This window comes from Cryobacterium levicorallinum (genome assembly GCF_004402405.1).
Taxonomy (GTDB): Bacteria; Actinomycetota; Actinomycetes; order Actinomycetales; family Microbacteriaceae; genus Cryobacterium; species Cryobacterium levicorallinum.
The window spans coordinates 246,201-266,812 of sequence record NZ_SOFE01000023.1 but is presented as its reverse complement, the minus strand read 5'-3'; the positions used below and the strand labels follow the sequence as shown (position 1 = coordinate 266,812).

The window sequence follows — 20,612 nt, the reverse complement described above, 5'->3', positions numbered from 1 at the left end:
TGCCTCAAAGACCGACGTCCAGACCCGAAGTGGCATTCTGCGCGCTGGAACGCGGCGGGCGTGGCGTACCGGGGCTCACGCATCCTCTTATCGAATCATCCCTGGCGCGTTCACGGTCAAGTCGCGCTGCGCGTTAGCTGGCGCAGAAGGTCCAGGGCTCGGTCCTTGGTGAACTGTTCTGTGGTCCTCTAAGGTGAGCTCGTAGACGTCGGCATCCAGGTTTCCGATGCCGTGCAGCGCAGCGGATGATTCGTGAGAAACAACCGCCAGCTCGGGTGACACGAGGCGCTCGGACGCTCTCGGCCGGGGGTCAAGGGCAAGCCGCGCTACCTGCAGCCCGCGATGCCGATCGAACGGCACCCCGACAACCACATACACGCCATGCTGCAGCCGTGCCAGAGCACCATGCTCGGCAAGCCGAGCCAGCTGCGCTGGCGTAACTCCCAGACCACGGGCCTGGGGCGGCGATCGCCAGCAGCGAGCGGATCGCTGACTTGCTGAACCGTTGTCACGCTCTTGGTCGATACCCGCGCAGACCCAATAAGCTTCGTCATTGACGCCTTTCGATGTCTCGCAACGGTCCTTGCCTGCCTGCATATTGTTGACAAACGATGCGAGACACGCCGCTTCTTACATTGCCTTCAGACTGCGATGCCCACAACCCGATCACCGAGAAGGATGTAGACCGTGGCGCTCGTCACTATCGCGCAACGTCGACCCGTCCCATCGTGGCGTCAGCCGCCAGCTTGTGAGACGTGGTCTCCACCGTACCGGTGGGATTTGAAAACTAGACCGTCCCTAATCAGACGGCGGACCGCGCCCAGATCAGCAGGATTACCGGGTTTTTCAATCTTTTGAACACCCGGGACACCGATGCGATTTCATTCAAGTGCTGCCAAAATATTGCCACGCACAGCACGGAACAGTGGACGACTCTGTGGACGCCCGAAGCATTGGGAGAAACCCGATGCTGACGAAGGGATGGCCGAGGCGCATGTGTGCCCCGGCCATCCCTAATCAGGGGTTAGTCCTGTGTGCCGTCTTCGACGGCGACACCGTTGATGTCGTCGCTCGTGTTCTCGGTGTCGGTTTCGGTTTCGGTTTCGGTACCAGACTCGGTGCCGGACTCGTCGGCGGTTTCGCCGTCGTTGGTGCCGTCTTCGACCTCGTCCTGAACGTTATCCGTGTCGGCCGACGTGACGCCTCGTTCGACGTGCGAGGTGGACGATGAGGGACTGGCGGGAGTGGACTGGGCGCCGGCGGTGAGGGTGATGCCGCCGACGAGGGCCAGAGCCAAAGCGACTGCTGCGCCACCGGCGATTTTCGTCTTCTTCTGCATGGTGTGTGCCTTTCGTGAGTGAGCTCCGCGACTGCGGGGCCATACTTCCAAGCTAAAGAGGGGCACGTGAGATAAGCGTGAGAGCCAGAGCTACAGAGTCACTTTAGGGGCGGAGGGGAAGATTCACTGCCACGGTGGTGCCGATGCCGACTTGTGAGGTGAGCGTGATGCGGCCGTCGTGCGCGTGGACGATCTGCTGCACCAGGCTGAGGCCGATGCCGTGCCCGGGCTGTGATCGCGCCCGGTCCGATCGCCAGAACCGGTCGAAGGCGTGTTTCAGGTCGTTGTTGTCCATGCCGATGCCGGTGTCCCGCACGGTGACGGTGCAGGTCCTGTCGTGGACGGCAGTGCTGACGGTGATGACGCCCGTCGGCGGGGTGAATTTCAACGCGTTGTCGATGACGTTCGCGATCGCTCGAGCGAGCAGGGCCGGGGAGCCCAGAACGGCCGCGGCCCGCCCCCGGTGAACGTCCAGCCGGGCGGCATCCACTGGGCTACTGGCTCGCGCGTCGATGTCGAGGCGGACAAGGTCATTCAGGTCGACGAGTTCGTACGTTTTCTTCAGCTCGGCTCCCGCGCCGCGCGATAGCAGCAGGAGGTCATTGGTGAGCTGGGTGAGGCCGCCGACGGCGTCGAGCGCGGTCTGCATCGCCCGCTCATACTCGGCCGGGGTGCGGATGCTGAGCAGGGCGAGTTCGAGTTCGCCCTCAATGACACTGAGCGGGCTGCGCATCTCGTGAGAGGCGCCATCCACGAAGCGTTGCTGCAGCTCGTAGCTTTTCTGCAACGGTGCCAGGGCTGCGCGGGCCATGAGAAAACTCGCGATCGGGATCAGCACCAACAAGACGGCGTAGAGCACGAGCAGGCCGGTGCGGAGGTTAGCGAAGCCCTGCTCGGCCGCGTTAATGGCGCCGGCACCGTCCGATTCAGCGGCGTCAAATCGAAGGTTCCGGTGACGAAGATGTAGATGCCAACCGCGAACGCGGCGAACAGCACCAGCTGCACAATCGTGTAGGTGACGGTGAGTCGAACCAACGCGCGGCGAAACATCAGCTGTCCGCTTGGATCAGGTAGCCGGCGCCGCGCCGGGTCTCGATGATGACCGTTTCGCCGGGCAGGGTGAGTTTTTGCCGCAGGTAGCGGATGTAGGTTTGCACGACGTTGCTGAATCCCTCATAGTTGCTGTCCCACGCATGATCAATCAGCTCGGTGGCACTAATGATGGTGCCGGCGTTGCGCATCAGGTATTCCAGCACAGCGAATTCCTTCGCCGTCAACACAATGGTGCGCCCGGCCCGCATCGCGGTGCGGGTGGCGGGGTCGAGGGAGACCCCTTGCGCCTGCAGCACGGGTGCGTACGCCCGCGGAGAACGCCGAAGGAGCGCCCGCACGCGGGCCAACAGCTCGACCAGGTGGAACGGTTTGACGATGTAGTCGTCGGCGCCGGCGTCGAGCCCTTCAACCTTGGTACGCATCGAATCCAGCGCGGTCAGCATCAGCACGGGCACGTCGCTATTGATCAAGCGGATGCATCGGCACACGTCCATCCCTCCACCCGGCAGTCCCGGGAGCATCAAATCCAGTACGACCAGATCGTAGGTGTCAATTTCGAAGGCCTGCACGCCGTCGGGCGGTGTGGGCGACATCGACGGCATAGCCGGATTCGGTGAGGGTACGACGGATGACGTCCGCGATGCGGACGTCATCCTCGATAACGAGCACCTTCATACGCTGCCCGGCCCGACCGATTGCGGACGTGGCGGGTAGCGGGTGATGGTCATAGCCTCGACCCTAGACCGTGGCCGAGGAGACCAGGATGAGAAGCCCGAAACCTCACGGCGATCACTGCGGCAGGCACTGCCGCGTTCCGCTGATCCTCACACCCGATCATTCTGGCGGCGTGAGACGAGGGCTCGGATGACGACGGGAACCACGGAGAGCATAACGATGCCGATCAGCACGAGATCGATGTAGCGTGCGGCGAAGTCGGCGACGCCCGGGATGTGTGCCAGCCCGAAGCCCAGGAGCACCACCGCGGTCGTCCAGAGCACGGCGCCGATGATGTTGAACAGTGTGAACACCCGCCGGCGCATTTTGCCGACGCCGGCCGCGACGGGGGCAGAGGTGCGTACGACCGGTACGAAGCGGGCGATGGTGACGGCCGCCGGGCCGAACCGATCAAAGAACCCCTGCGTTCGGATGACGCTCTTTCGGCTGAACAGGCCAGAGTCGCGCCGGTCGAAAATGCGTCGGCCCGTCGTGCGCCCGATAATGTACCCGAGTTGGTCGCCCAGCACCGCCGATAGGGCGATGGCCGGGATGACGATCCAGAGCGGCTGGCTGATCACCCCGCTGAGGACGAGCACGCCGGTGAAGAACAGCAGGGTATCCCCGGGCAAGAAGAACCCGACGAGCAGGCCCGTCTCCACGAACACGATCGCGCAGACGACCACGAGGCCCCAGACGCCGGCGCCGGCGATCACAGATTGCGGATCCAGAAAACCGGACGTGGGTAGTGCGGTGGCGATCATGGTGTTCATGCTGCAGGGACTTTCTCTGAGTTTTCTGAAGGCGATCCGGGCATCCGCTGCTGCGCGAGGTGTTTAGGCGGTGGCCGTGAGTTGGGCGTCTTCCGGCTGGGCGTCTGCGGTGCGGGCGCGGCGGGTGAGCACGATCACGAGGATGAGGATCACGGCCAGGAACAGCACACTCGTTCCCGTGGTCCCCAGCCCCAGGCCGCCATCAGCGACAGGCTGAGACAGCAGATCGCCGGTGGATGCGCCCAGCGGGCGGGTCAGGATGTAGGCGATCCAGAAGGCCAGCACAGCGTTCAAGTGGAAGACGAAGTACGCCACAGCGACCAGCGCGATGGCGGCGGCGAAGACGAGCAGCGCGACGAAGAAGCCCAGGTTGAGTCCTTCGGCGACGAGGTCGCCCGCCGCAGTCCCGAGGGCGAACGTGAACAACACGGCCAGCCAGTAGAACGACTCCCGCCGAGTCGTGAAGATGGAGTGGATGGACAGGGTCTTCTCCGAGATGGCCCAGACGGTGAAGGTCGCGGCCAGTGCGATGGCGAAGACGACCGTCGTCACCCACAGGGGAACGCCGAGGCTGTCGGTGAGGTTATCGGTGATCAGAGTTCCCACAACGCTGATGAGCACCACGGCCAGCCAGTACACCGCCGGGGTGTATTTCTGCAATCTGAATTGCACGATCAGCGCGGCGACCAGCAGGACCGCCATAATGATCGACGTGATCGTCAGTCCCAGGTTGAGGTCGACGTTGAGGAAGTCCGCGGCGGTCTCCCCCACTGTGGTCGCGAGTACCTTGATCACCCAGAAGATGAGGGTGACCTCGGGCACCTTGGTGAGGATGTTCCGGACGGGCGAAACGGTCGTGGAGCGGGTCGAGGTCGTGGACATGTGTTCCTCCTGGGATGGGGTCGGTAACACCAGCGAACACGGTGGTGTCTAAGACTTCTCACAGAAGAAGGCAATCATCGCAATGGATTTTTTTACCAGGTGAGCGGCGACCTGCTCGACGGAGCAGGATCAGGATGCGGCTGGCTTCGCGCGCGGGAGGGTGAGGCTGATCGCTGTGCCTGCGGCGCCGCTGTCGACGACGTGCACGGCTCCTCCGTAGCGCACCGCAATTTCCCGCACCAAGGACAGGCCGATACCAAACCCCGTTCGGGCGGCCCCGCCACCGTCAACGGCCACGCCGGAGTGCGCGAACCGATCAAAGATGCGGGCGGGGTCGATGCCTTGAATGCCGGGGCCGCGATCGCGCACGGTGACCACCACCGTCTTCTTGGTCACGGCCACGCCCACCGCGACGATCGACCCGCTGGGGGCGAAGCGCACAGCGTTATCCAGCAGCGCGACCGCGCATCGGGTGATGCTGGAGGCGGGCACACGCACCGGCGCGGGCTGGGCCGCATCCATTTCAATGGTGATGTTTTTGTCGACGGCGATCAGTGCCATCGATTGCACCGCGGCTTCGACGGCAGCGACCAGGTCGACGACGACGGTATCGTGCACGGCCGCGCCGCCGACTTCAGCAGATTCGAGCAAGTCGTTGACGATGTGGATGAGGTCCTTCGCATCGCTGCGGAGCTCTGCAACGACCGAGGACGACGGATCATCGGCGGGGAGGGTGCGCTGCAGAATTTGCAGGCGGGCATCAAGCACCGCAAGCGGGGTTCGGAGTTCATGGCTGGCGTCAGCGACAAACGCCCGTTGGATGCGCAGCACATCACCGAGCGGTTGCACGGCCCGACGGGTGACCAGAAAGCTCAACACACCGGCCAGAATGATCAATGCCACGCCCAACACTCCCGCGGCCCGCAGCAGGTTGACCGCGCTGACCTGCAGGTTGTCGGTGTCGGGCACCGGTTCGAACAGCTCACCGGGCGAGATCTCGGACAGGATGTAAACGAAGACGGCCACGATGACCACCGCGACAACCGCAGCGCACGCGATCGCGATGCGGGTCCCGACGAGTCGGGAGGCCCGACGGATGGCGAGGGTGTCGCTGTCAACGATGCGGGTTCTGCTTCGGATCATGGCTGTCCCAGGCGGTAACCCGCACCGCGCACGGTGAGGACGATGTCGGTTTCGGTCTTGCGCCGCAGATAATGCACGTAGGTGTCCACCGTCCCGGCGGTGTCCGCGGCGCTGAACACGGTCTGCAGGATCTGCTGGCGGGAGAACGTGCGTTGTGGGGCATCCGCTAACAATTTGAGCAGTTCGTTCTCCTTCACCGTCAGCAGGATGCGCCCGTCATACGGGGAATAGATCGTTCGACTGTCGGGGTAGTACTCCCAGGCGCCCACCAGCACCGTGCGGCCCTCCCCGGTGAAGACCCGACGGATGGCCCGGAGCCGGGCGAAGAGCTCATCGAATTCGAACGGTTTGACCAGGTAATCGTTGGCGCCGATGTCCAGCCCGGCCACCTTGTCCCCCGTCGTTCCCAGCGCAGTGAGGAGCAGGATGGGAGTGGTCACCAGTTTGCGGCGGAGCGCTTCAACCACTCCGAGGCCGTCCAGCGTCGGCAGGCGCCGGTCGATCACCATCACCTCGAACTCGCCGGCGAGACCGGCCGCGAGTCCCTCCGCGCCGTCGGCGACCAGGGTGACATCGTAGTTTTCCGTGAGCACGTCGCGGATCATCGGGCCGAGCTTGGCATCATCTTCGATTAACAACAGCCGGGGGCGAGCTGTGCTCTCAGCGGGCATTCCAGACTCCTCCGTGCACGGGTCCAGCGTGGAGGCCGGATCGACGTTCGCTCCAGTGTGCCAGTAGTAGCACCGAGGCGGCGTTCACCAGCGCCACGGCAGCAAGCGAGTAAACGATCGACGCCACCACATCCGACGGGTAATGCACCCCCAAATAGACCCGGGCCGTAGCCGTGGCGAGCACCACCACCGCGGCCGTTCCAATCACAAACGGATGCCATCGGTGACCGGCCGTGACGAGGACGACCCCGAGCAGGAAGCAGGCGGCGAAGCTGGTGTGTCCGCTCGGAAAGCTGAGACCACCCGGTTCAAACAGCAGGATGTGCGGCAGCGACGGTATGTCAGGTCGCGCCCGCTGCACCAGGAGTTTGATCACGTCGGCGCCCAGCGTGGGAATCATCACCACCAGCACGAAGCGGATCGCCGCGCCGGGTCGCCGGGTCAACAGCAGCACCGATCCGGCTGCCAACAAGACCAGTACCACGCCCACTGCGGGGCTGAACAGCCAGTCAATGCCGAGGGCCACCGCGTCCAGAGGCGCGCTGTGGTCAGCGTTTACCTGCCGGAGAACATTCATCTCCCCGTCCGTCCACCCCGCCGACCCGGTGACCACGAACCCAGTGGCTATGACGGTGAGAATGACTCCAGCCGCGGGAAGAGCGGTCCGAACGAACCTGTGCAGTGGTCGGGTTTCTGAGCTCATCCCCCCAGACTTACCCGTCACGTCACAGAACAGTCTAAGAATTGTGCCTGCCGGGACGGGCTCTCACTGACCATTCAGTCCCGCTCCGCAGGAGTTGGTTCCTTCAACACCTACCCGGAGCAGTTCACCGAACGACGCGATGAACACAAGCAGTGCACCTCCCGGTAAACTGGCCGTGGGAAACCGGGTGGACAGCCGCATTCGCAGCGGCCTGCAGGCCGTGGCGGCCGCGGTTGTCGAATAGCTCACGCGGTCTCGGCTCCGAGCTGCAGCCTGGTCATCACAGCTTCGACGCGGGCGCGTGCCGGAGCGTTCAACCCTCGGATGGGGCGCGGCAGACAGTCCGGGGCCACCAAGCCCAGTTGTTCTGCGATCGCGGCAACCACCCGGTAGCTCCCGCCGAGCTCGGCGAAGAGGGCCCACAGCGGCTCGAGCCGCGCGGACTGTTGCTCGGCTTCGCTGCTATCGCCGTCTTGTGCGGCCCGTGTGATCGCGAGGGCGAGTTCGGGGAGTGTTCCGCCGATCACGGAGTACCAGGCGTCGCATCCGGCGTTCAACCCGGTCGCTGCCGAGGCATCACCAGAGACCCCCACGGTCACGTGTGCGGGCACCGCATCCCGGATTGTTTGCACCCGGGCGGCGGCACGGGCTGGCACTCCGGGGACTCCCGGGATCTTGATCGCGGCCACCTGCGGGAGTCGGGCGATGCTGGCGTACAAGTCGTCGGTGAAGGTGACGTGGGTGGTGCCGGGGTTGTCGTAGACGACCAACGGCACAGACAGGTTCGAGGTCACGTCCTCGAACAACCCGAAGACGTCATCGTCCGTGAGCGGCTGGTAGCTGACCGGTGCCAGCAGCACGGCGCGTGCGCCAGCTTCCTGCGCGTCTTCCGCCAGGGCGAGGACGTGCGAGGTGCGGAGCGCACCAATGCCGACGATCACTGGCACCGTCTCGGCGTGCTGGACGGCGCACAGTGCCACCCGGCGTCGCTCCTCGCGGTCCAGATACATGTACGACCCGGTCGAGCCGAGAGCGGTGATCGAGTCGACACCCGCAGTGACCAACTTCCCGATCAGCCCCGCGTAGGCGGTCTCGTCGAATGCGTCGTTGCGGAGCGGCGTCAAGGGGAAGGCGCTCAGACCGGTGAACATGGGCACTCCATTCGGATGGCAGTAGCTGCGGCAGTCCTTCCACCCTAGTGCACTATAATGCACCGTGTGGGTGTTGAACCGGATGACTTGGCGGCGGTCATCGGCGCGCGCATTCGAGCGTGCCGGCATGCCCTGAAGTGGACGCTCGATGAGGTGGCGGCGCAGTCCGGGGTCAGCCGTCGGATGATCGTCAAGGTCGAAAAAGGCGAGGCCAACCCGAGCGTGGCGACCCTGCTCCTTCTCAGTGATGCGCTCGGAATCGACCTTCCGACGCTGGTCGCAGCCCGGGACGGTGTTCCAGCGGCACTGACGCGTCGCGGCGACGGCGCGGAACTTTGGTCAAGCCCGAGCGGCGGTAGTGGAATTTTGCTTGCGGGTACCCCGTCGCCCGACGTCTTGGAACTGTGGCAGTGGACCCTTGCCCCCGGAGATACCCACGAAAACACGCCCCATGTTGCTGGCACACGAGAGATCCTGCACGTCGGCAGAGGCGTGGTGAACCTCACCGTCGGCCCCGATGAGGTGAGCCTCAGCCCCGGCGATACCTTCGCGTTCGATGGCGACCAAGCGCACGCCTACGCGAACACGTCGAAATCCACTGCGGAGTTCACGCTTGCCGTCTTCGAGCCCGGCGTCGGTACGTCCAGCCCACGCCCCTCCCACCAGACCACCTGACGGCAGGAACACCATGACGACCTAACACGACCTCCTCAGCGGGGCCTGCGTCGACGATGAGATCTTCGCGCTTCGACCGGACTACCGCGCCTGCCTCCTCACCGTGTCCGGCCTCACCCTGGGGGAAAGCGACGACGCCGGTGACGCTCTGCTCCACGAGGCGGAGACAACAGCCCGGCACCTCCTGGCAGCAGCACCGGTCGAGGAGGTGCCACACGTTGCGGCGTGGCGGGATGCCAACCGTGGCTTCGGTGCGAAACCGCAACGCACGAGGAACAGCCTCGAGGCGCTCCTTCGCCGGGCCGGGGACGGACTGCCACGGGTGAACCGGCTGACGGACCTCTATAACGCGATCTCCGTCCTGCATCAGGTGCCTCTCGGCGGCGAGGACCTTGACCGTTACGTCGGCGCACCCCGCCTCATCCGTGCCACTGGCGACGACACTTTCGATACCAGTGCCGGCGGCGCCGACGTCACCGAGCACCCCGACTCCGGTGAGGTCGTCTAGTGCGATGACGCCGGCGTCACCTGCCGGCGGTGGAACTGGCGTCAAGGCCGCCGCACGCGGCTGAGCGACAGCACCACACGTGCCCTGTTCATCTTGGATGCGCTTGCCGCGATGACCGACGAGCAGCTGCACGAAGACCTCGCCACCCACCTCGCCCGGCTCGGCCCCCACGTCGGCGTCGAATCGCGAATCCTCGCGCGCCCCACCCCCAACTGACCTCGCCACTCGCGTTCTACCTCCCGGAACAGGACTACCATGACGCCTTCACCGGACAAGCACGACGCCTCGACCGTTGGCGACCTCACCTGGGCCGTCCATGGTGGTAACCGCATCGATGCCGGTACGGGCGCGATCCGGAGCCCGTTGGTGATGGCGAACTCCTATTTGCTGCCCGAGGACCCGGCATCGATGAACTGATCAGCGACCGAGCAGCTGGTCTACGGGCGGAATGGTTCCGCCAACCAGGAAGCCCTTGAAAGAAAGATCGCAGCGCTCGAAGGCGGGGAGGTGACGGTAGCGTTCGCGACCGGTGTCGCGGCCCTACACGGGGTATTCTTCACCCTGCTGCGCACTGGCGATCACGTGATCGTCTCCGACGTCACCTACGAGGCTGTCTGGCGACTGTTCTCTGAGCTGCCGCCGGAACGGTACGGGATCGAAGCGTCCTTCGTCGCCGACGACGACGCGGTCCGGGAAGCAATCCGGCCCAGCACGAAGCTGATCCACGTCGCGACAATCGCGAACCCCACCACCAAGGTCGCCGACATCAGCTCCCTCGCGGCTATCACCCACTACAAGGGGCTCCTGTTGAGCGTGGACGCAACCTTCACACACCCACCGTTCTTCCGCACTCTCGAACACGGCGCCGATCTCGCCGTGCACTCCCTAACGAAGTACATCAACGGTCACGGTGACGCGATGGACGGCGTCGTCACCGGCAACGCCGCCCTGATCGACCGAATCCGCCATGACGCCTTGGTCGACGTCGGCGGGGTTACGAACCGCGCTCTGGGCAGATTTTGGGAGCTTTCACGCACATCCTCTGCGCTCCGCCACATAGTCCTCTACCGGCCGCGCAACGTGGCTAACTCGTCGAGCAACTCCCGACATCGTGAGCTACTCCGAGACACCCTCGAAGAGGAGCGCGAGCTCGTCGAGTTCGACGTCCCAGCCCTCCCGGTTCTGCTCAAGACGTTCGCGACGGTAGCGGGTGCCGCCGGGAAGTGTATCGAAGCCCGATTCGATCACCGTGACATCCGTCCCGGTACCAGCATCGGCGATGGTGAAGCGCACGTGCGTCGAGTACTCGTCGAGCTGTTCGGCGGGGATGCCCGACCAACGGAAGCCGAACGAGCCGTCGGGCACGACCTCGGTGATTTCGATCGGGAAGCTGCCGTAGTCATCCCAGTCGATGCTGCCAGTAGCACCGGGTTCGAGCGCGGCGAACCCCGCACCGTCGCCAAACCACTTGACCATCACCTCGGGGTCGGTCAGCGCCTTCCAGACGCGCGCGCGCGAGGCCTCGATGTGCACGGTGCGGGTTACTGTGTGCCCCTTGATTCTTGCGTGATCAGACACGGTGTTTCCTTCACGTTCAAGCCGAGCGCGACGGGACATTGCCCGCCGAGCGGCACGTCAACAAGTTCAGCAAACGCACCTCATCGAGCCTACCCATGATTGCCTATCTGCTCACGGCCGGGTGAGCGCGGTGAACGCGGATGTGTGCTCGGCAATAGATAGCTGCAAGCGCCTACGGAACGGCGAACAGCATCGCCAGCACGCCCCACTTCAGCCCGCGCCGCGTGTTAATCGCGTCGATCACGATGGCGGTCGGCATGAACCGGCGCAAGAAAGAATAGGTGCTGGCGGTGGCGGCCAGAATAAGTTCGAACATGGCGCGGCCTTTCAGATGCTCGGCAACAAGAACCTGAAAGACGGAGAGTCATGCCATCGCAACGCGCGACGGCGCATAAAAGAGGCTGCCTAAGATTATTTTAGAACCGGATGTCGGCAGGCGAAAGTATCGCGCGTAGCATTTCCCAGAGGAATCTTCCTGCACCGGATCGCGCTCAAACCGTTGCCCCGAACTGTGGGAACCGTCAGGACGAGCCGCTCCATGCGGCCGGAACGATGGTCCAGAGAAGCTCGGTCTGTCCCCCACTGCGGTTGTCCCAAGAGTGGGGTTGGCGCCCCGCGACGGTCATCGTGTCCCCCTCCGATAGCTCAACTTCGCCTCCTACCAGCCGAAGGACGAGGCTCCCGGATAACACGTGCAACACCTCGACATCGCAGTTGATCGTGTAGAGCTCGTCTCCCCCTGAGGCTCCGGGGGCGAGGGTCGAGCGGAGTACTTGCACCCGTGACTCGCCCCGTGGGGTGAGCAGCTTTTCGATCGCGCCCTTCCCACCCATGTTGATGAGTGCCGCATCGGCGAGGGCTATGACCTCGTTATCGGGCGCCTCGAAGAGCGAGCCGAGCTGAAGGGAAAGCACCTGGCACAGTGCCACGAGCGAAGACACGCTGGGCGAGGTCTCGTCTCGCTCCACTCTGCTGATGAAGCCGGTGCTGAGGTTACTTGCCGCGGCTACGTCCGCGATCGTCAAGGCCTGGGCTAGCCGCGTTGCCCGGAGTTTCGCTCCGATCGCGAGCGGTGCGCCCGATGGTGCCGGGTTGAGAGCTCGCACAGTGCCTTGCCTTTCTTAACGCGTTTCGACCTGACATGGGACTGTTTCCCAGTATCTCGCGATCTCTCGCCGCTCCCCGCCATGCGCACGGCCGGTGTCGCCGCGGGCCGGGCTTAGCGCGGTGTCATGGCCGAAAGGATTTCGTAGGCGACATGGGAGGCGGCAACGGCCGTAATCTGCGCATGGTCGTAGGCGGGGGCGACTTCGACGACGTCGGCTCCGACGATCCGCACGGCGCTCAGCGCACGGATGATGGCCAGCAATTCCCTGCTCGTCAGCCCGCCCGCTTCCGGGGTGCCGGTTCCGGGAGCGTGAGCGGGGTCGAGAACATCGATATCGACGGACACGTATACCGGGCGGTTGCCGAGGCGGGCCAGCATCCGCTTTACGACTCCGGCAACGCCCTCGGTCTCGACTTCGTGGGCGGCAATGACGGCGAAGCCCAGGCGGGCGTCATCGGTGAGGTCCTTGCGGCCGTAGAGCGGGCCACGAATACCGATGTGCAGGCTGGCTTCGAGGTCAATTAAACCCTCCTCGGATGCGCGGCGAAAGGGCGTGCCGTGGGTCACAGGTGCGCCGAAGTAGGTGTCCCACGTGTCGAGGTGAGCGTCGAAGTGCAGCACCGCGACCGGGCCCGTCACCTTGGTGACCGCCCGCAGCAGGGGAAGGGCGATGGTGTGGTCCCCCCCAATCGTCAGCAGTCGTGTTCCGCCAGCGCCGAGACGGGTTGCCTCTGCCTCAATCTGAGCGACTGCCTCGTCGATATTGAAGGGGTTCGCCGCAATGTCTCCTGCGTCGACGACCTGCTGAGTGGCGAACGGCTCTACATCCTGCACGGGGTTGTAGGGCCGCAGCAGCCGGGAGGCCTCGCGCACGTGGGCCGGGCCGAAGCGGGCTCCGGGACGGTAGCTGACCCCGCTGTCAAACGGCACACCCACAACGGCTATGTCTGCGTTGGGCACGTCTTCGATGCGGGGAAGTCGGGCGAAGGTGGCGATGCCGGCATAACGGGGTGAAATGCTGGCGTCGGATGGACCGATCGGATTGTTCATGGGAGCTTTCTTGGAGGGAGTCGGTGGAAGAGTGATCTGCGAGCCGGTGGTGACAGGGAGTGCGGCCTGCCTATGGCGTAAGTTGCAGCGCGACAGCCCGCACGGGCGCTCCATCCGCCGCCTCGAAGGCGATGGGCAGCAGAGAGATGAAGGGCTCATCGAAGTCGACCGACGCAAGATTCGTGAGGTTCTCGCAGATCACTCCGTCAACGTCTGCAATAAGGTGATGCACGGGAAAGCCCTCACCGTGATGGGTGGAGTCCGGTGTCTCATCGATGTTGATCGCGTCGATCCCGAAGGTGCGAATGCCCAGGGAAATGAGTTTGGCGCAGGCATCGGCGTCGAGGAATGGATTGTCGAAGTACGTCGGTGAGCCGCAGTGCGCGCTCCATCCCGTGTGGAGAAGCACGATAGCTCCCGGCAGAAGTTGCGCCTCGACGGGCTTGAAGTACGACCACGTGATGCGACCGCGCGCGCCCGCGGCACGGGCGTCGACGAGTACACCTGTGCCGACGAACCGGTCCAGCGGCAACTCATCGAGTTTCTTGGCCGCATCATCAAAGTGGTACGGAGCGTCAACGTGGGTGCCCGTTTGTGACCCTATGGACACCGAGAGAAGGTTAAAGCCGTCGCGATCGATCGTGCTGTGCGGGTCAAACCGTGGCACAGGATCTCCCGGATAGACCTGGGTGTCTGCGTTCACCAGGAGGGAGAGATCCACGACCTTGTTTGTCTTCATAGTCAAAAACTATTGCACAGGAGACAACATCCCGCTAGTGTCGATCAAAACCTGCCGCCTCCGCCGGCCCCCCTCCACGAGTCAAAGGCAAACCCATGAGTGACAACAATGGCGTTCATCACACCGCGCCCGCCGTCGAGCTAAACGCGCGGCCAAAAATCACCGAGGTTGAAACCCTCGGCGTCGACACCATTCCCGACGCCGACCGTACCTCGACCTGGCTCGACCTCCTCCGCATCCAGTTTGGCGGCGCGAACACGTTTGCCACCGTGCTGCTCGGTACCTTCCCGATCGTCCTTGGCCTTTCCTTCTGGCAAGCCGCCCTCGCAACGATCTGCGGAGTGCTCGTCGGCACGTTCTTCCTGATGCCGATGGGACTATTCGGCCCGAAAACAGGCACCAACAACGCGGTGTCATCCGCTGCATTCTTCGGCGTGCGCGGGCGAGTGGTCGGCTCGTTCCTCTCCCTTCTCACCGCCATCGCCTTCTACTCCATCTCGGTGTGGGTCAGTGGCGACGCACTCGTGGGCGCGCTCACCCGGCTTGGAGGCATAACGGACTCAATCGGACTTCGCACCCTGGTCTACGGAGTGATCGGAGTGATCGTCATCGTCGTGGTGGTGTACGGCTATCAGTTCATGCTGCTGGTGAACAAGACCGCGGTCATCGCCAACACGATCCTCATCCTTCTGGCTATAGTCGCGTTCAACGGTGTGTTTGACAGCTCCTACAATCCCGGACCCGCGGCCTTCGCGCTCGGCTCCTTCTGGCCGACATTCGTCGCCGCCGCGCTCATCGTGGCCTCCAACCCCATCTCGTTCGGGGCGTTCCTCGGAGATTGGTCCCGCTACATCCCCCGCACCACCCCGACTCGCAAGATCCTCGGCGCAACACTGATCGGCCAGTCCCTCACCCTCATTCCCTTCCTCTTCGGTGTGGCGACCGCAACGATCGTCGCTGGCGAGAGCGACTACGTCGTCGCCCTCATCCAGGCATCGCCCATCTGGTACGCGGTACTCCTCATGGGAGTGGCCTTCATCGGCGGACTGTCGACGGGCACGACCTCCCTCTACGGCACGGGCCTCGACTTCTCTTCGGTCTTTCCTCGGTTCACCCGCGCCCAGGCCACCATCGGTATCGGCATCGTCGCCTTCCTCTTCATCCTGACCGGCCGCATCTTCTTCGACCTGCTCGGCGCCGTGAACGCTTTCGTCGGCGCCATCATCGTCACGACCACCCCATGGATGGTCATCATGGCCATTGGCTACATCGTGCGCCGAGGCAACTTTCGCCCGCGCGATCTCCAGGTTTTCAACCGCGGTGAAATCGGCGGCGCTTACTGGTTCAACAACGGAGTCAACTGGCGCGGAATGGTCGCCTGGATCGGAGCCGCTACCCTCGGACTGCTCTTTGCGAACTACCCGCCCATCATCGTTGGACCCTTCATCAATCTGGGCGGCGGCGTCGATCTCAGCCTCGCGATCGCCGTGATCTCGGCGGCCGTACTCTATCTTGGAGCGCTTTGGATCTTTCCCGAGCCCCGATTCGTGTTTGGTGATCAAGGCGCACGCGGCGTACCAACCAGAGAATCGACTATCCCTGCCATCGAAACCGACCATTCGTCCACCGCCGCCAAGGTCGCAGCACGCCGAGTCGGAGCCGCAACGTGAGCATGTCCGAAGCAGTGACAGCGGATGCGTTGGCCGCAGCCGACCAGATCATCGAGGACTTCGGCCATCACCACCGCGACGCCTATTTCGCCCGGTTCAGCCCGCAGGCAACCTTCATGTTCCACAACGTCGGGCGGCGCCTGGAGTCGCGGGAAGAGTATGAGCAGCTCTGGCTGGAATGGGAATCAGACGGATTCACGGTCATCTCATGCACGTCTACGAACCGCCGCATTCAGCTGGTTGGCTCCGTCGCCGTGTTCACCCACGATGTCGAGACAGTCTCCGAAGTTGCGGGCGAACGGTCGACAAGTCAAGAATCTGAGACCATCGTGCTTTCACTCACAGGCGGAACCTGGCTCGGTATCCACGAGCACCTGTCTATGCGCACCAACAACGCCGCGGACTAACTCCCCGGCGCCGATAGCGGGCTTCGTTTCAATGGAGCGGACACGTCGAAATACTTGGCCAGGTCCCTCGTGGTTAAATGTGAATCAAGGCTGAAACTCAGGAGGCATTCGGCACCCCTCACCCATCGGCGATCGCGGTCGCTCTTAGTAACTCTAAGATGATTTGAGCGTCTTCTGCGCCAGCGCCAACAATAGGCAGCTTTGAGGAATATACGTCAATCACATCGGGTGTCGTTGCATCTGTGCGGACTGAAAACTCTTGATCAAAGCGAATTCCAATCGCGGTGGTGAGACTTGAACCCAGAACTAATGGAAATATTCCGAATGTGACACGTTCGCCAGTGAAGAGAAGACCTGATCAGGTGTCGTTTTGACGACGCTCTCGGAATTGAACCCGAGACAGATGTTCTTATAGTCAAATCTCGACGATTTTTGCCGGATAAAATCCCAGATCAGATGCAAATTACAGGAGGGCGGCCGGGACTTGAACCCGGGACCGACGGTTTGCACCGAGGCCATTTAGGCTGATACTCGGCTCGCATTCAAACCTCGGTTAGTCTCGCTTTTTCTCGATCTGATCTGGAGCTTCTTGCGTGAGATGTCGTCGTCATTATCTCAACACCTCGGGCCGTCTCGGCGGGTTTCGGAGCGATAAACGTTGAATAAACATGTGTGCGTCAAGTTCTCACGCGCCGACGTTGCTACCCGTGGGACGTCCGCTGAGGAGGTTCTTGGTGAACCGCATAATGTCGTCCTGGAGCTCGGCATAAGCCTGCGTGGCCGGAGTCTCTGAACGGGCAAAGGATTCCACGGTCTCCAGCACGGACGTGATGATCAACCGGGGAGTGCGCACTTTCCACGCCTCGCCTTCGGCCACAAGGTCATCGATCATGATGGCGGCATGACTGTATTTTCGGTTGACGGCCAGAGCCATCTTGCCGTCGCTGTCGAGGTGCGTTTGCGGAACGACATCGTAGGCCGGGGTGATTCTCGTGCCGCCGTCCGGGAGGTGGAGCATGCTGACGTTCTTGGCGTGCATATCAAGGTTACCCACGGCCTGCGAGACGGTCAGGAGCCGGAGGAGCTGCTCGACGGACGCTCGGTCGCCGTCGCGACCGAGGACATCCGCTATGCGCTTGAGGGAGACCTTGCCGCCGTACTCTTGATATTTCTCGTTCTTTGATGCGCCGAGAGCTTGGTTCATGTCTTCTTGGTGAAGGCGTCCCTGGGGTGCGTGCGGTGATCGGTCATAGCGCTCGATGACCAGACCGGGGACTCCGCCGAAGTCTTCGATCCAGGTGTGGAGCATGGTGAGGCCGGCCGCTTTGGCGGCTCGGAAGCCGTATTCTTCGTCGAAGGTGATGGTCGGGTAGCGCACGGACGATGGCTTGATGATATGGGTCGACGGGTACCCCTCGAGGACTTGAAACCAGTGGTCATCCTGTCGTGCGAGCACGATCTTGTCTTGGACGCCGGCCAAGGACGTGCGCCCAGACTGCGGCCGGTTTCCGAGAGGAGCGGTTTGAGTATTGGTGAGCATCCGGCCCACTTCGACCCCGTCAACCAGCGCGACGGCCGGCGTGCGCGGCTCCCCCGGCCCCTCTGGATCGTAAATCTGAATAGCGCCGGCGACGTCGCGGCCAAACCGTGCCAACAGCGCAATGGTGTCGTCGGTGGAGACTCTGATCCCCGCGGCGAGGTTGTCCAGAGCGGTGCCCTCGGGTAAGAGTTCGGCGAAGAAGTTGCGTCTTCGCGCTGCCCGGCTGCGGTTGCTGACCAGGTCGAACGGCACCGATGCGGAGAGAATTGTGCTACCGAGCCCAAAGGTCTCGATGGCGTTCTTCGCGGTTACGAAATCAAACGTGCGACGGTCCGCACCGACCAGATGCCCAACCAGTTCGCCGTATAGCTCGACGCGTAAGTCACCCACGGGGCTCATCCACAACGTCGTCTTGGGGCCCGTCGGTGCCTGGATCGACCTCCATATACATGCGGATACCGGTCTCCCGCATGATCGCAAAGATGCGCTCGAGCACGATGGTGTTCTTTCCGGATTCCAAACCCCAGATGTACTTCTGGTCGGTCTCCAACCTGTCCGCGAGATCACGCTGCGTCAAGCCGCGCACGAGACGGCCCTGCTGCAGCATTCGACCGAGACCCTCAGGACCCTTCACTTCTCCACGTGCTGCCATGACATTCTCCTCGCGAAGGTCTTATTCCCTTCAGACTAGCTGATGGCAATATCGCCGTCAATTGGGGCGAAGGCTTTATTACCGTCGTAGGGACGAATACTGAACTGGCCCCACTTGCGGAGCGCACGACCTGGCGGTTGGTGACTGCATGATCTCTGAAAATTTGCGAGGGAGTGGCCTGCCGACCGGATGAGTGGGGATGCATCGGCGTCGGTATGATGGCGTGACGTACCGCGGCTCGGACAACCACCTATCCAATCAGCGAGGTCACGTCCCGCCGGCTGGTGTAGTCATACGTCAGATGTATTCCGTTGTCAACGAGCACAATCCAGGCCCGCAAGCGGGACCTCCGACGTCGCACTTTCAGGCAAATTACTGAGCCGCAGTTGGCTTGCTCGATATCACAGGGGAATCAGTCAACTCGCCCGCGGCGACACCGGGACGGCGGATGCGTTCGGGTCGAGATTCGGATCCCAGGGCCGGGGCATCCCGATCGGGTTTGGAAACGGAAAAACCGTTTGGCACACTCTCGCGATGGGCGCGAGCGTGCGGGCGATACGTGCGATCTCAGCGTCGTTCAATCCGCGCCACGGACCGACCGCCAGCTGGTTGGTCATGTTCTCGGCGCGCTCCACTGCCACCCTGCCATTCTCGCTGATCTCGCCCTGGCCGGTCAGCAGCCCACGAGCCATGAGCTCTTCGACTTCGACAGCCCACTCTTCCTCTGTCCAGCCACGCGCCTTCCGCACACTCGTCGCGTCGATATCCACCGCGCTGCGCAACACGATAGTACTGATGCCCGCGATCCCGCCCTCCACCAGTGCCATAACATGACCGTCACCGCGATGCTCGCGAAGCGTGGCAGCGGCCTGCCAGAGCCGGCGATACGGATCCGCCTCCACCGCCAGCGCGCTGTTCGCCGCCGCGAGAGGTCGACCAATGGTGTCGACACGAGCCGCTATCTTGGCAAGTACGTCAGCCGCTTCGGCGACAGATCGTTCGTCGGGCACGAGGTTTCGCAACGTCGCTGCTGCACCCCGCGACCGCGCGTCGAGGACCCGGTCGACGGTCACCGTCGACCACACAGCCGGCAGCACCCGCTCGACCAAGAACGGAGCGAACCCACTGAAAATCGCCACCACCGGAGCAGCCGTCACCGCCCCGAGCGGGGCTGCGCGACCGGCGAAGTATCCGTCCCAATAACGGGTGAGTCCGATACCCGCGAACGCCTCCCTCGCCTCCGGGGAGAAATACGTCACCGCGTGGATCGGCTCAAACAACGTCCACAGTGCCCGAACGTGATGCTCCAGCTCGCTCATTCGTCTCCCTTGTCGCCGCATCTTCCCAAGTCTATTGCGCGCGGCAACACCGGCCTCGAAGCGCCGCCCACCGCTGGCCCGTCGCGGACGTAGCCGTCCAGGACAGGCGGGAAAGGCGCGTGCGCGCAAACAGTTGATTTTCATTCGAATCGAAGACGAAACAGGCCCGACAGATTCCGCAGCGTGTATCGCACTACCGCCATCGAGCAGACGCTTTACAATCTCGTCGCCTACCGCGCCACCGCGGACCGGGCATCCCGTTTTACCAAAGGCCACATCGTCGTCGCCGAAGGCTAAGCGCACATCTTCCAGGTCGACCGCGACGGCGCAGCCATCCAATGCGAAGAGTTCGTCGCCAAGAAGGTCGGCCACGACCTCGCGCGTACCAACTATCAGGTCGACCGAGCCCATCGCGCGCTTCCGGGCAGCGAACAGGATGCTGCGTCGACGCAGACTGCAATCGTGCACGAGACGGAAGTGGCTCACGCCAGGGTGGTGAAACAGCGATGGCAGACTGAAACATCCCCAGCGCCCACGACGCCGCGGCCGAATGGATCGAGGTCATCCCAGATGACTCGAACCGGGTCGTGCACCTTCTCTATGGGAACCCCAGAAGGACGGAAATTTTGGAATCAGCAATGGATAAACTATGGGTGAGTCAAGTCTTGCCCTTTCGGTACAGACAAGAAGCCCTGATCAGATGAAATTTACAGTAGAGCGGCCGGGACTTGAACCCGGGACCGACGGTTTGCGCCCTGCTCCTTATTGAGTCTTCAAGGCACGCGCCAAAACCTCGAGTAGTCTCGACCTGACGAGGAGCTCTTCGGTCTAGAGCGCGCGANGTCGAGCTGAGTCCTGTCATTCCTGCGTTCGTCAAGGGGAACTCCTTCCCCGCCCTCTACGACACTATTCGGGACGATCCCGGTGCCTTATCCAA

23 protein-coding genes and 1 pseudogene are annotated in these 20,612 nt (G+C 63.1%); 6 read left to right on the top strand and 18 right to left on the bottom strand.

Annotated elements, in window-relative coordinates; translation table 11 throughout:
• Positions 1 to 87: 87 nt before the first annotated feature.
• The 10 genes from E3O11_RS18820 to E3O11_RS13275 form a co-directional block, all read right to left on the bottom strand.
• On the bottom strand, positions 88 to 597 hold the full coding sequence (locus E3O11_RS18820; protein WP_134477546.1) for a type IV toxin-antitoxin system AbiEi family antitoxin domain-containing protein: 510 nt from the start codon (positions 595 to 597) through the stop codon (positions 88 to 90).
• Positions 598 to 1,024: 427 nt separating this feature from the next.
• Positions 1,025 to 1,339 carry a hypothetical protein gene (locus tag E3O11_RS13315; RefSeq protein WP_092448699.1) on the bottom strand — a complete coding sequence of 105 codons (315 nt, stop codon included), beginning with the start codon at positions 1,337 to 1,339 and terminating at the stop codon, positions 1,025 to 1,027.
• 103 nt (positions 1,340 to 1,442) lie between these two features.
• A complete protein-coding gene (locus tag E3O11_RS13310) occupies positions 1,443 to 2,198 on the bottom strand; it encodes a sensor histidine kinase (protein ID WP_092448700.1) in 756 nt (251 codons plus the stop codon).
• Positions 2,199 to 2,388: 190 nt separating this feature from the next.
• A complete protein-coding gene (locus E3O11_RS13305) occupies positions 2,389 to 2,994 on the bottom strand; it encodes a response regulator transcription factor (protein ID WP_241994727.1) in 606 nt (201 codons plus the stop codon).
• Positions 2,995 to 3,216: 222 nt separating this feature from the next.
• Complete coding sequence (locus E3O11_RS13300) at positions 3,217 to 3,879, bottom strand: DedA family protein (protein WP_092448701.1); 663 nt, start codon at positions 3,877 to 3,879, stop codon at positions 3,217 to 3,219.
• A gap of 63 nt (positions 3,880 to 3,942) precedes the next feature.
• On the bottom strand, positions 3,943 to 4,761 hold the full coding sequence (locus tag E3O11_RS13295; protein ID WP_092448702.1) for a COG4705 family protein: 819 nt from the start codon (positions 4,759 to 4,761) through the stop codon (positions 3,943 to 3,945).
• 129 nt (positions 4,762 to 4,890) lie between these two features.
• On the bottom strand, positions 4,891 to 5,904 hold the full coding sequence (locus E3O11_RS13290) for a sensor histidine kinase (RefSeq protein ID WP_092448703.1): 1,014 nt from the start codon (positions 5,902 to 5,904) through the stop codon (positions 4,891 to 4,893).
• Positions 5,901 to 6,575: a response regulator transcription factor gene (locus tag E3O11_RS13285; RefSeq protein WP_092448704.1), complete on the bottom strand. Its 675-nt coding sequence runs from the start codon at positions 6,573 to 6,575 to the stop codon at positions 5,901 to 5,903. Before E3O11_RS13285 ends, E3O11_RS13290 begins: the two co-directional genes overlap by 4 nt.
• Entirely contained in the window at positions 6,565 to 7,101 is a 537-nt protein-coding gene (locus tag E3O11_RS13280; protein WP_166787587.1) for a phosphatase PAP2 family protein, read from the bottom strand. The genes E3O11_RS13285 and E3O11_RS13280 overlap by 11 nt, the downstream gene beginning before the upstream one ends.
• Positions 7,102 to 7,523: 422 nt before the next feature.
• Positions 7,524 to 8,429: a dihydrodipicolinate synthase family protein gene (locus E3O11_RS13275; protein ID WP_092448706.1), complete on the bottom strand. Its 906-nt coding sequence runs from the start codon at positions 8,427 to 8,429 to the stop codon at positions 7,524 to 7,526.
• 66 nt (positions 8,430 to 8,495) lie between these two features.
• Between E3O11_RS13275 and E3O11_RS13270 the strand changes: the two genes are divergently transcribed.
• From E3O11_RS13270 to E3O11_RS18275, 4 genes and pseudogenes are all read left to right on the top strand, one after another.
• Entirely contained in the window at positions 8,496 to 9,104 is a 609-nt protein-coding gene (locus E3O11_RS13270) for a helix-turn-helix domain-containing protein (RefSeq protein ID WP_233195269.1), read from the top strand.
• A 103-nt stretch (positions 9,105 to 9,207) separates the two neighbouring features.
• Positions 9,208 to 9,612 carry a B3/B4 domain-containing protein gene (locus E3O11_RS18580; protein ID WP_307725664.1) on the top strand — a complete coding sequence of 135 codons (405 nt, stop codon included), beginning with the start codon at positions 9,208 to 9,210 and terminating at the stop codon, positions 9,610 to 9,612.
• 255 nt (positions 9,613 to 9,867) lie between these two features.
• Complete coding sequence (locus E3O11_RS18280; RefSeq protein WP_166791268.1) at positions 9,868 to 10,029, top strand: hypothetical protein; 162 nt, start codon at positions 9,868 to 9,870, stop codon at positions 10,027 to 10,029.
• A 15-nt stretch (positions 10,030 to 10,044) separates the two neighbouring features.
• A pseudogene (locus E3O11_RS18275) lies at positions 10,045 to 10,509 on the top strand (aminotransferase class I/II-fold pyridoxal phosphate-dependent enzyme); the annotation flags it as partial.
• 219 nt (positions 10,510 to 10,728) lie between these two features.
• Here the strand turns inward: E3O11_RS18275 and E3O11_RS13255 are convergent.
• The 5 genes from E3O11_RS13255 to E3O11_RS13240 all read right to left on the bottom strand — a co-directional run bounded on the left by E3O11_RS13255 (position 10,729) and on the right by E3O11_RS13240 (position 14,087).
• A complete protein-coding gene (locus E3O11_RS13255; RefSeq protein WP_241991034.1) occupies positions 10,729 to 11,190 on the bottom strand; it encodes an SRPBCC domain-containing protein in 462 nt (153 codons plus the stop codon).
• 172 nt (positions 11,191 to 11,362) lie between these two features.
• The gene (locus tag E3O11_RS17700) at positions 11,363 to 11,506 is read right to left on the bottom strand and encodes a hypothetical protein (RefSeq protein ID WP_158251635.1); all 144 of its coding nucleotides are present in this window, start codon (positions 11,504 to 11,506) and stop codon (positions 11,363 to 11,365) included.
• A 205-nt stretch (positions 11,507 to 11,711) separates the two neighbouring features.
• Positions 11,712 to 12,296: a cupin domain-containing protein gene (locus E3O11_RS13250; RefSeq protein WP_092448708.1), complete on the bottom strand. Its 585-nt coding sequence runs from the start codon at positions 12,294 to 12,296 to the stop codon at positions 11,712 to 11,714.
• Positions 12,297 to 12,409: 113 nt separating this feature from the next.
• The gene (gene speB / locus E3O11_RS13245; protein ID WP_092448709.1) at positions 12,410 to 13,348 is read right to left on the bottom strand and encodes an agmatinase; all 939 of its coding nucleotides are present in this window, start codon (positions 13,346 to 13,348) and stop codon (positions 12,410 to 12,412) included.
• A 70-nt stretch (positions 13,349 to 13,418) separates the two neighbouring features.
• Positions 13,419 to 14,087, bottom strand: coding sequence for a cyclase family protein (locus E3O11_RS13240; protein ID WP_092448710.1), 669 nt, complete (start codon positions 14,085 to 14,087; stop codon positions 13,419 to 13,421).
• A gap of 95 nt (positions 14,088 to 14,182) precedes the next feature.
• On the opposite strand from E3O11_RS13240, the gene E3O11_RS13235 reads away from it, so the two are divergent.
• Complete coding sequence (locus E3O11_RS13235) at positions 14,183 to 15,757, top strand: purine-cytosine permease family protein (protein ID WP_092448711.1); 1,575 nt, start codon at positions 14,183 to 14,185, stop codon at positions 15,755 to 15,757.
• Between the two features lie 2 nt (positions 15,758 to 15,759).
• Positions 15,760 to 16,164, top strand: coding sequence for a nuclear transport factor 2 family protein (locus E3O11_RS13230; protein ID WP_092448712.1), 405 nt, complete (start codon positions 15,760 to 15,762; stop codon positions 16,162 to 16,164).
• A gap of 685 nt (positions 16,165 to 16,849) precedes the next feature.
• Here E3O11_RS13230 and E3O11_RS13225 read toward each other — a convergent pair.
• From E3O11_RS13225 to E3O11_RS13215, 3 genes are all read right to left on the bottom strand, one after another.
• Positions 16,850 to 18,094 carry a type II toxin-antitoxin system HipA family toxin gene (locus tag E3O11_RS13225; RefSeq protein ID WP_092448713.1) on the bottom strand — a complete coding sequence of 415 codons (1,245 nt, stop codon included), beginning with the start codon at positions 18,092 to 18,094 and terminating at the stop codon, positions 16,850 to 16,852.
• Positions 18,087 to 18,356, bottom strand: coding sequence for a helix-turn-helix domain-containing protein (locus E3O11_RS13220; protein WP_092448714.1), 270 nt, complete (start codon positions 18,354 to 18,356; stop codon positions 18,087 to 18,089). The genes E3O11_RS13225 and E3O11_RS13220 overlap by 8 nt, the downstream gene beginning before the upstream one ends.
• Before the next feature lie 416 nt (positions 18,357 to 18,772).
• Positions 18,773 to 20,161 carry an SCO6745 family protein gene (locus E3O11_RS13215; protein WP_139226628.1) on the bottom strand — a complete coding sequence of 463 codons (1,389 nt, stop codon included), beginning with the start codon at positions 20,159 to 20,161 and terminating at the stop codon, positions 18,773 to 18,775.
• Positions 20,162 to 20,612: the final 451 nt, after the last annotated feature.

Excerpts from the sequence above, each read along its gene's own strand:
- E3O11_RS13275 (WP_092448706.1), bottom strand. The coding sequence starts at position 8,429 with ATGTTCACCGGTCTGAGCGCCTTCCCCTTGACGCCGCTCCGCAACGAC.
- E3O11_RS18820 (WP_134477546.1), bottom strand. The coding sequence starts at position 597 with ATGCAGGCAGGCAAGGACCGTTGCGAGACATCGAAAGGCGTCAATGAC.
- speB (WP_092448709.1), bottom strand. The coding sequence starts at position 13,348 with ATGAACAATCCGATCGGTCCATCCGACGCCAGCATTTCACCCCGTTAT.
- E3O11_RS13230 (WP_092448712.1), top strand. The coding sequence starts at position 15,760 with ATGTCCGAAGCAGTGACAGCGGATGCGTTGGCCGCAGCCGACCAGATC.
- E3O11_RS13290 (WP_092448703.1), bottom strand. The coding sequence starts at position 5,904 with ATGATCCGAAGCAGAACCCGCATCGTTGACAGCGACACCCTCGCCATC.
- E3O11_RS13240 (WP_092448710.1), bottom strand. The coding sequence starts at position 14,087 with ATGAAGACAAACAAGGTCGTGGATCTCTCCCTCCTGGTGAACGCAGAC.
- E3O11_RS13295 (WP_092448702.1), bottom strand. The coding sequence starts at position 4,761 with ATGTCCACGACCTCGACCCGCTCCACGACCGTTTCGCCCGTCCGGAAC.
- E3O11_RS13220 (WP_092448714.1), bottom strand. The coding sequence starts at position 18,356 with ATGGCAGCACGTGGAGAAGTGAAGGGTCCTGAGGGTCTCGGTCGAATG.
- E3O11_RS13235 (WP_092448711.1), top strand. The coding sequence starts at position 14,183 with ATGAGTGACAACAATGGCGTTCATCACACCGCGCCCGCCGTCGAGCTA.
- E3O11_RS13300 (WP_092448701.1), bottom strand. The coding sequence starts at position 3,879 with ATGAACACCATGATCGCCACCGCACTACCCACGTCCGGTTTTCTGGAT.
- E3O11_RS13285 (WP_092448704.1), bottom strand. The coding sequence starts at position 6,575 with ATGCCCGCTGAGAGCACAGCTCGCCCCCGGCTGTTGTTAATCGAAGAT.
- E3O11_RS18280 (WP_166791268.1), top strand. The coding sequence starts at position 9,868 with ATGACGCCTTCACCGGACAAGCACGACGCCTCGACCGTTGGCGACCTC.
- E3O11_RS17700 (WP_158251635.1), bottom strand. The coding sequence starts at position 11,506 with ATGTTCGAACTTATTCTGGCCGCCACCGCCAGCACCTATTCTTTCTTG.
- E3O11_RS13315 (WP_092448699.1), bottom strand. The coding sequence starts at position 1,339 with ATGCAGAAGAAGACGAAAATCGCCGGTGGCGCAGCAGTCGCTTTGGCT.
- E3O11_RS13305 (WP_241994727.1), bottom strand. The coding sequence starts at position 2,994 with ATGCCGTCGATGTCGCCCACACCGCCCGACGGCGTGCAGGCCTTCGAA.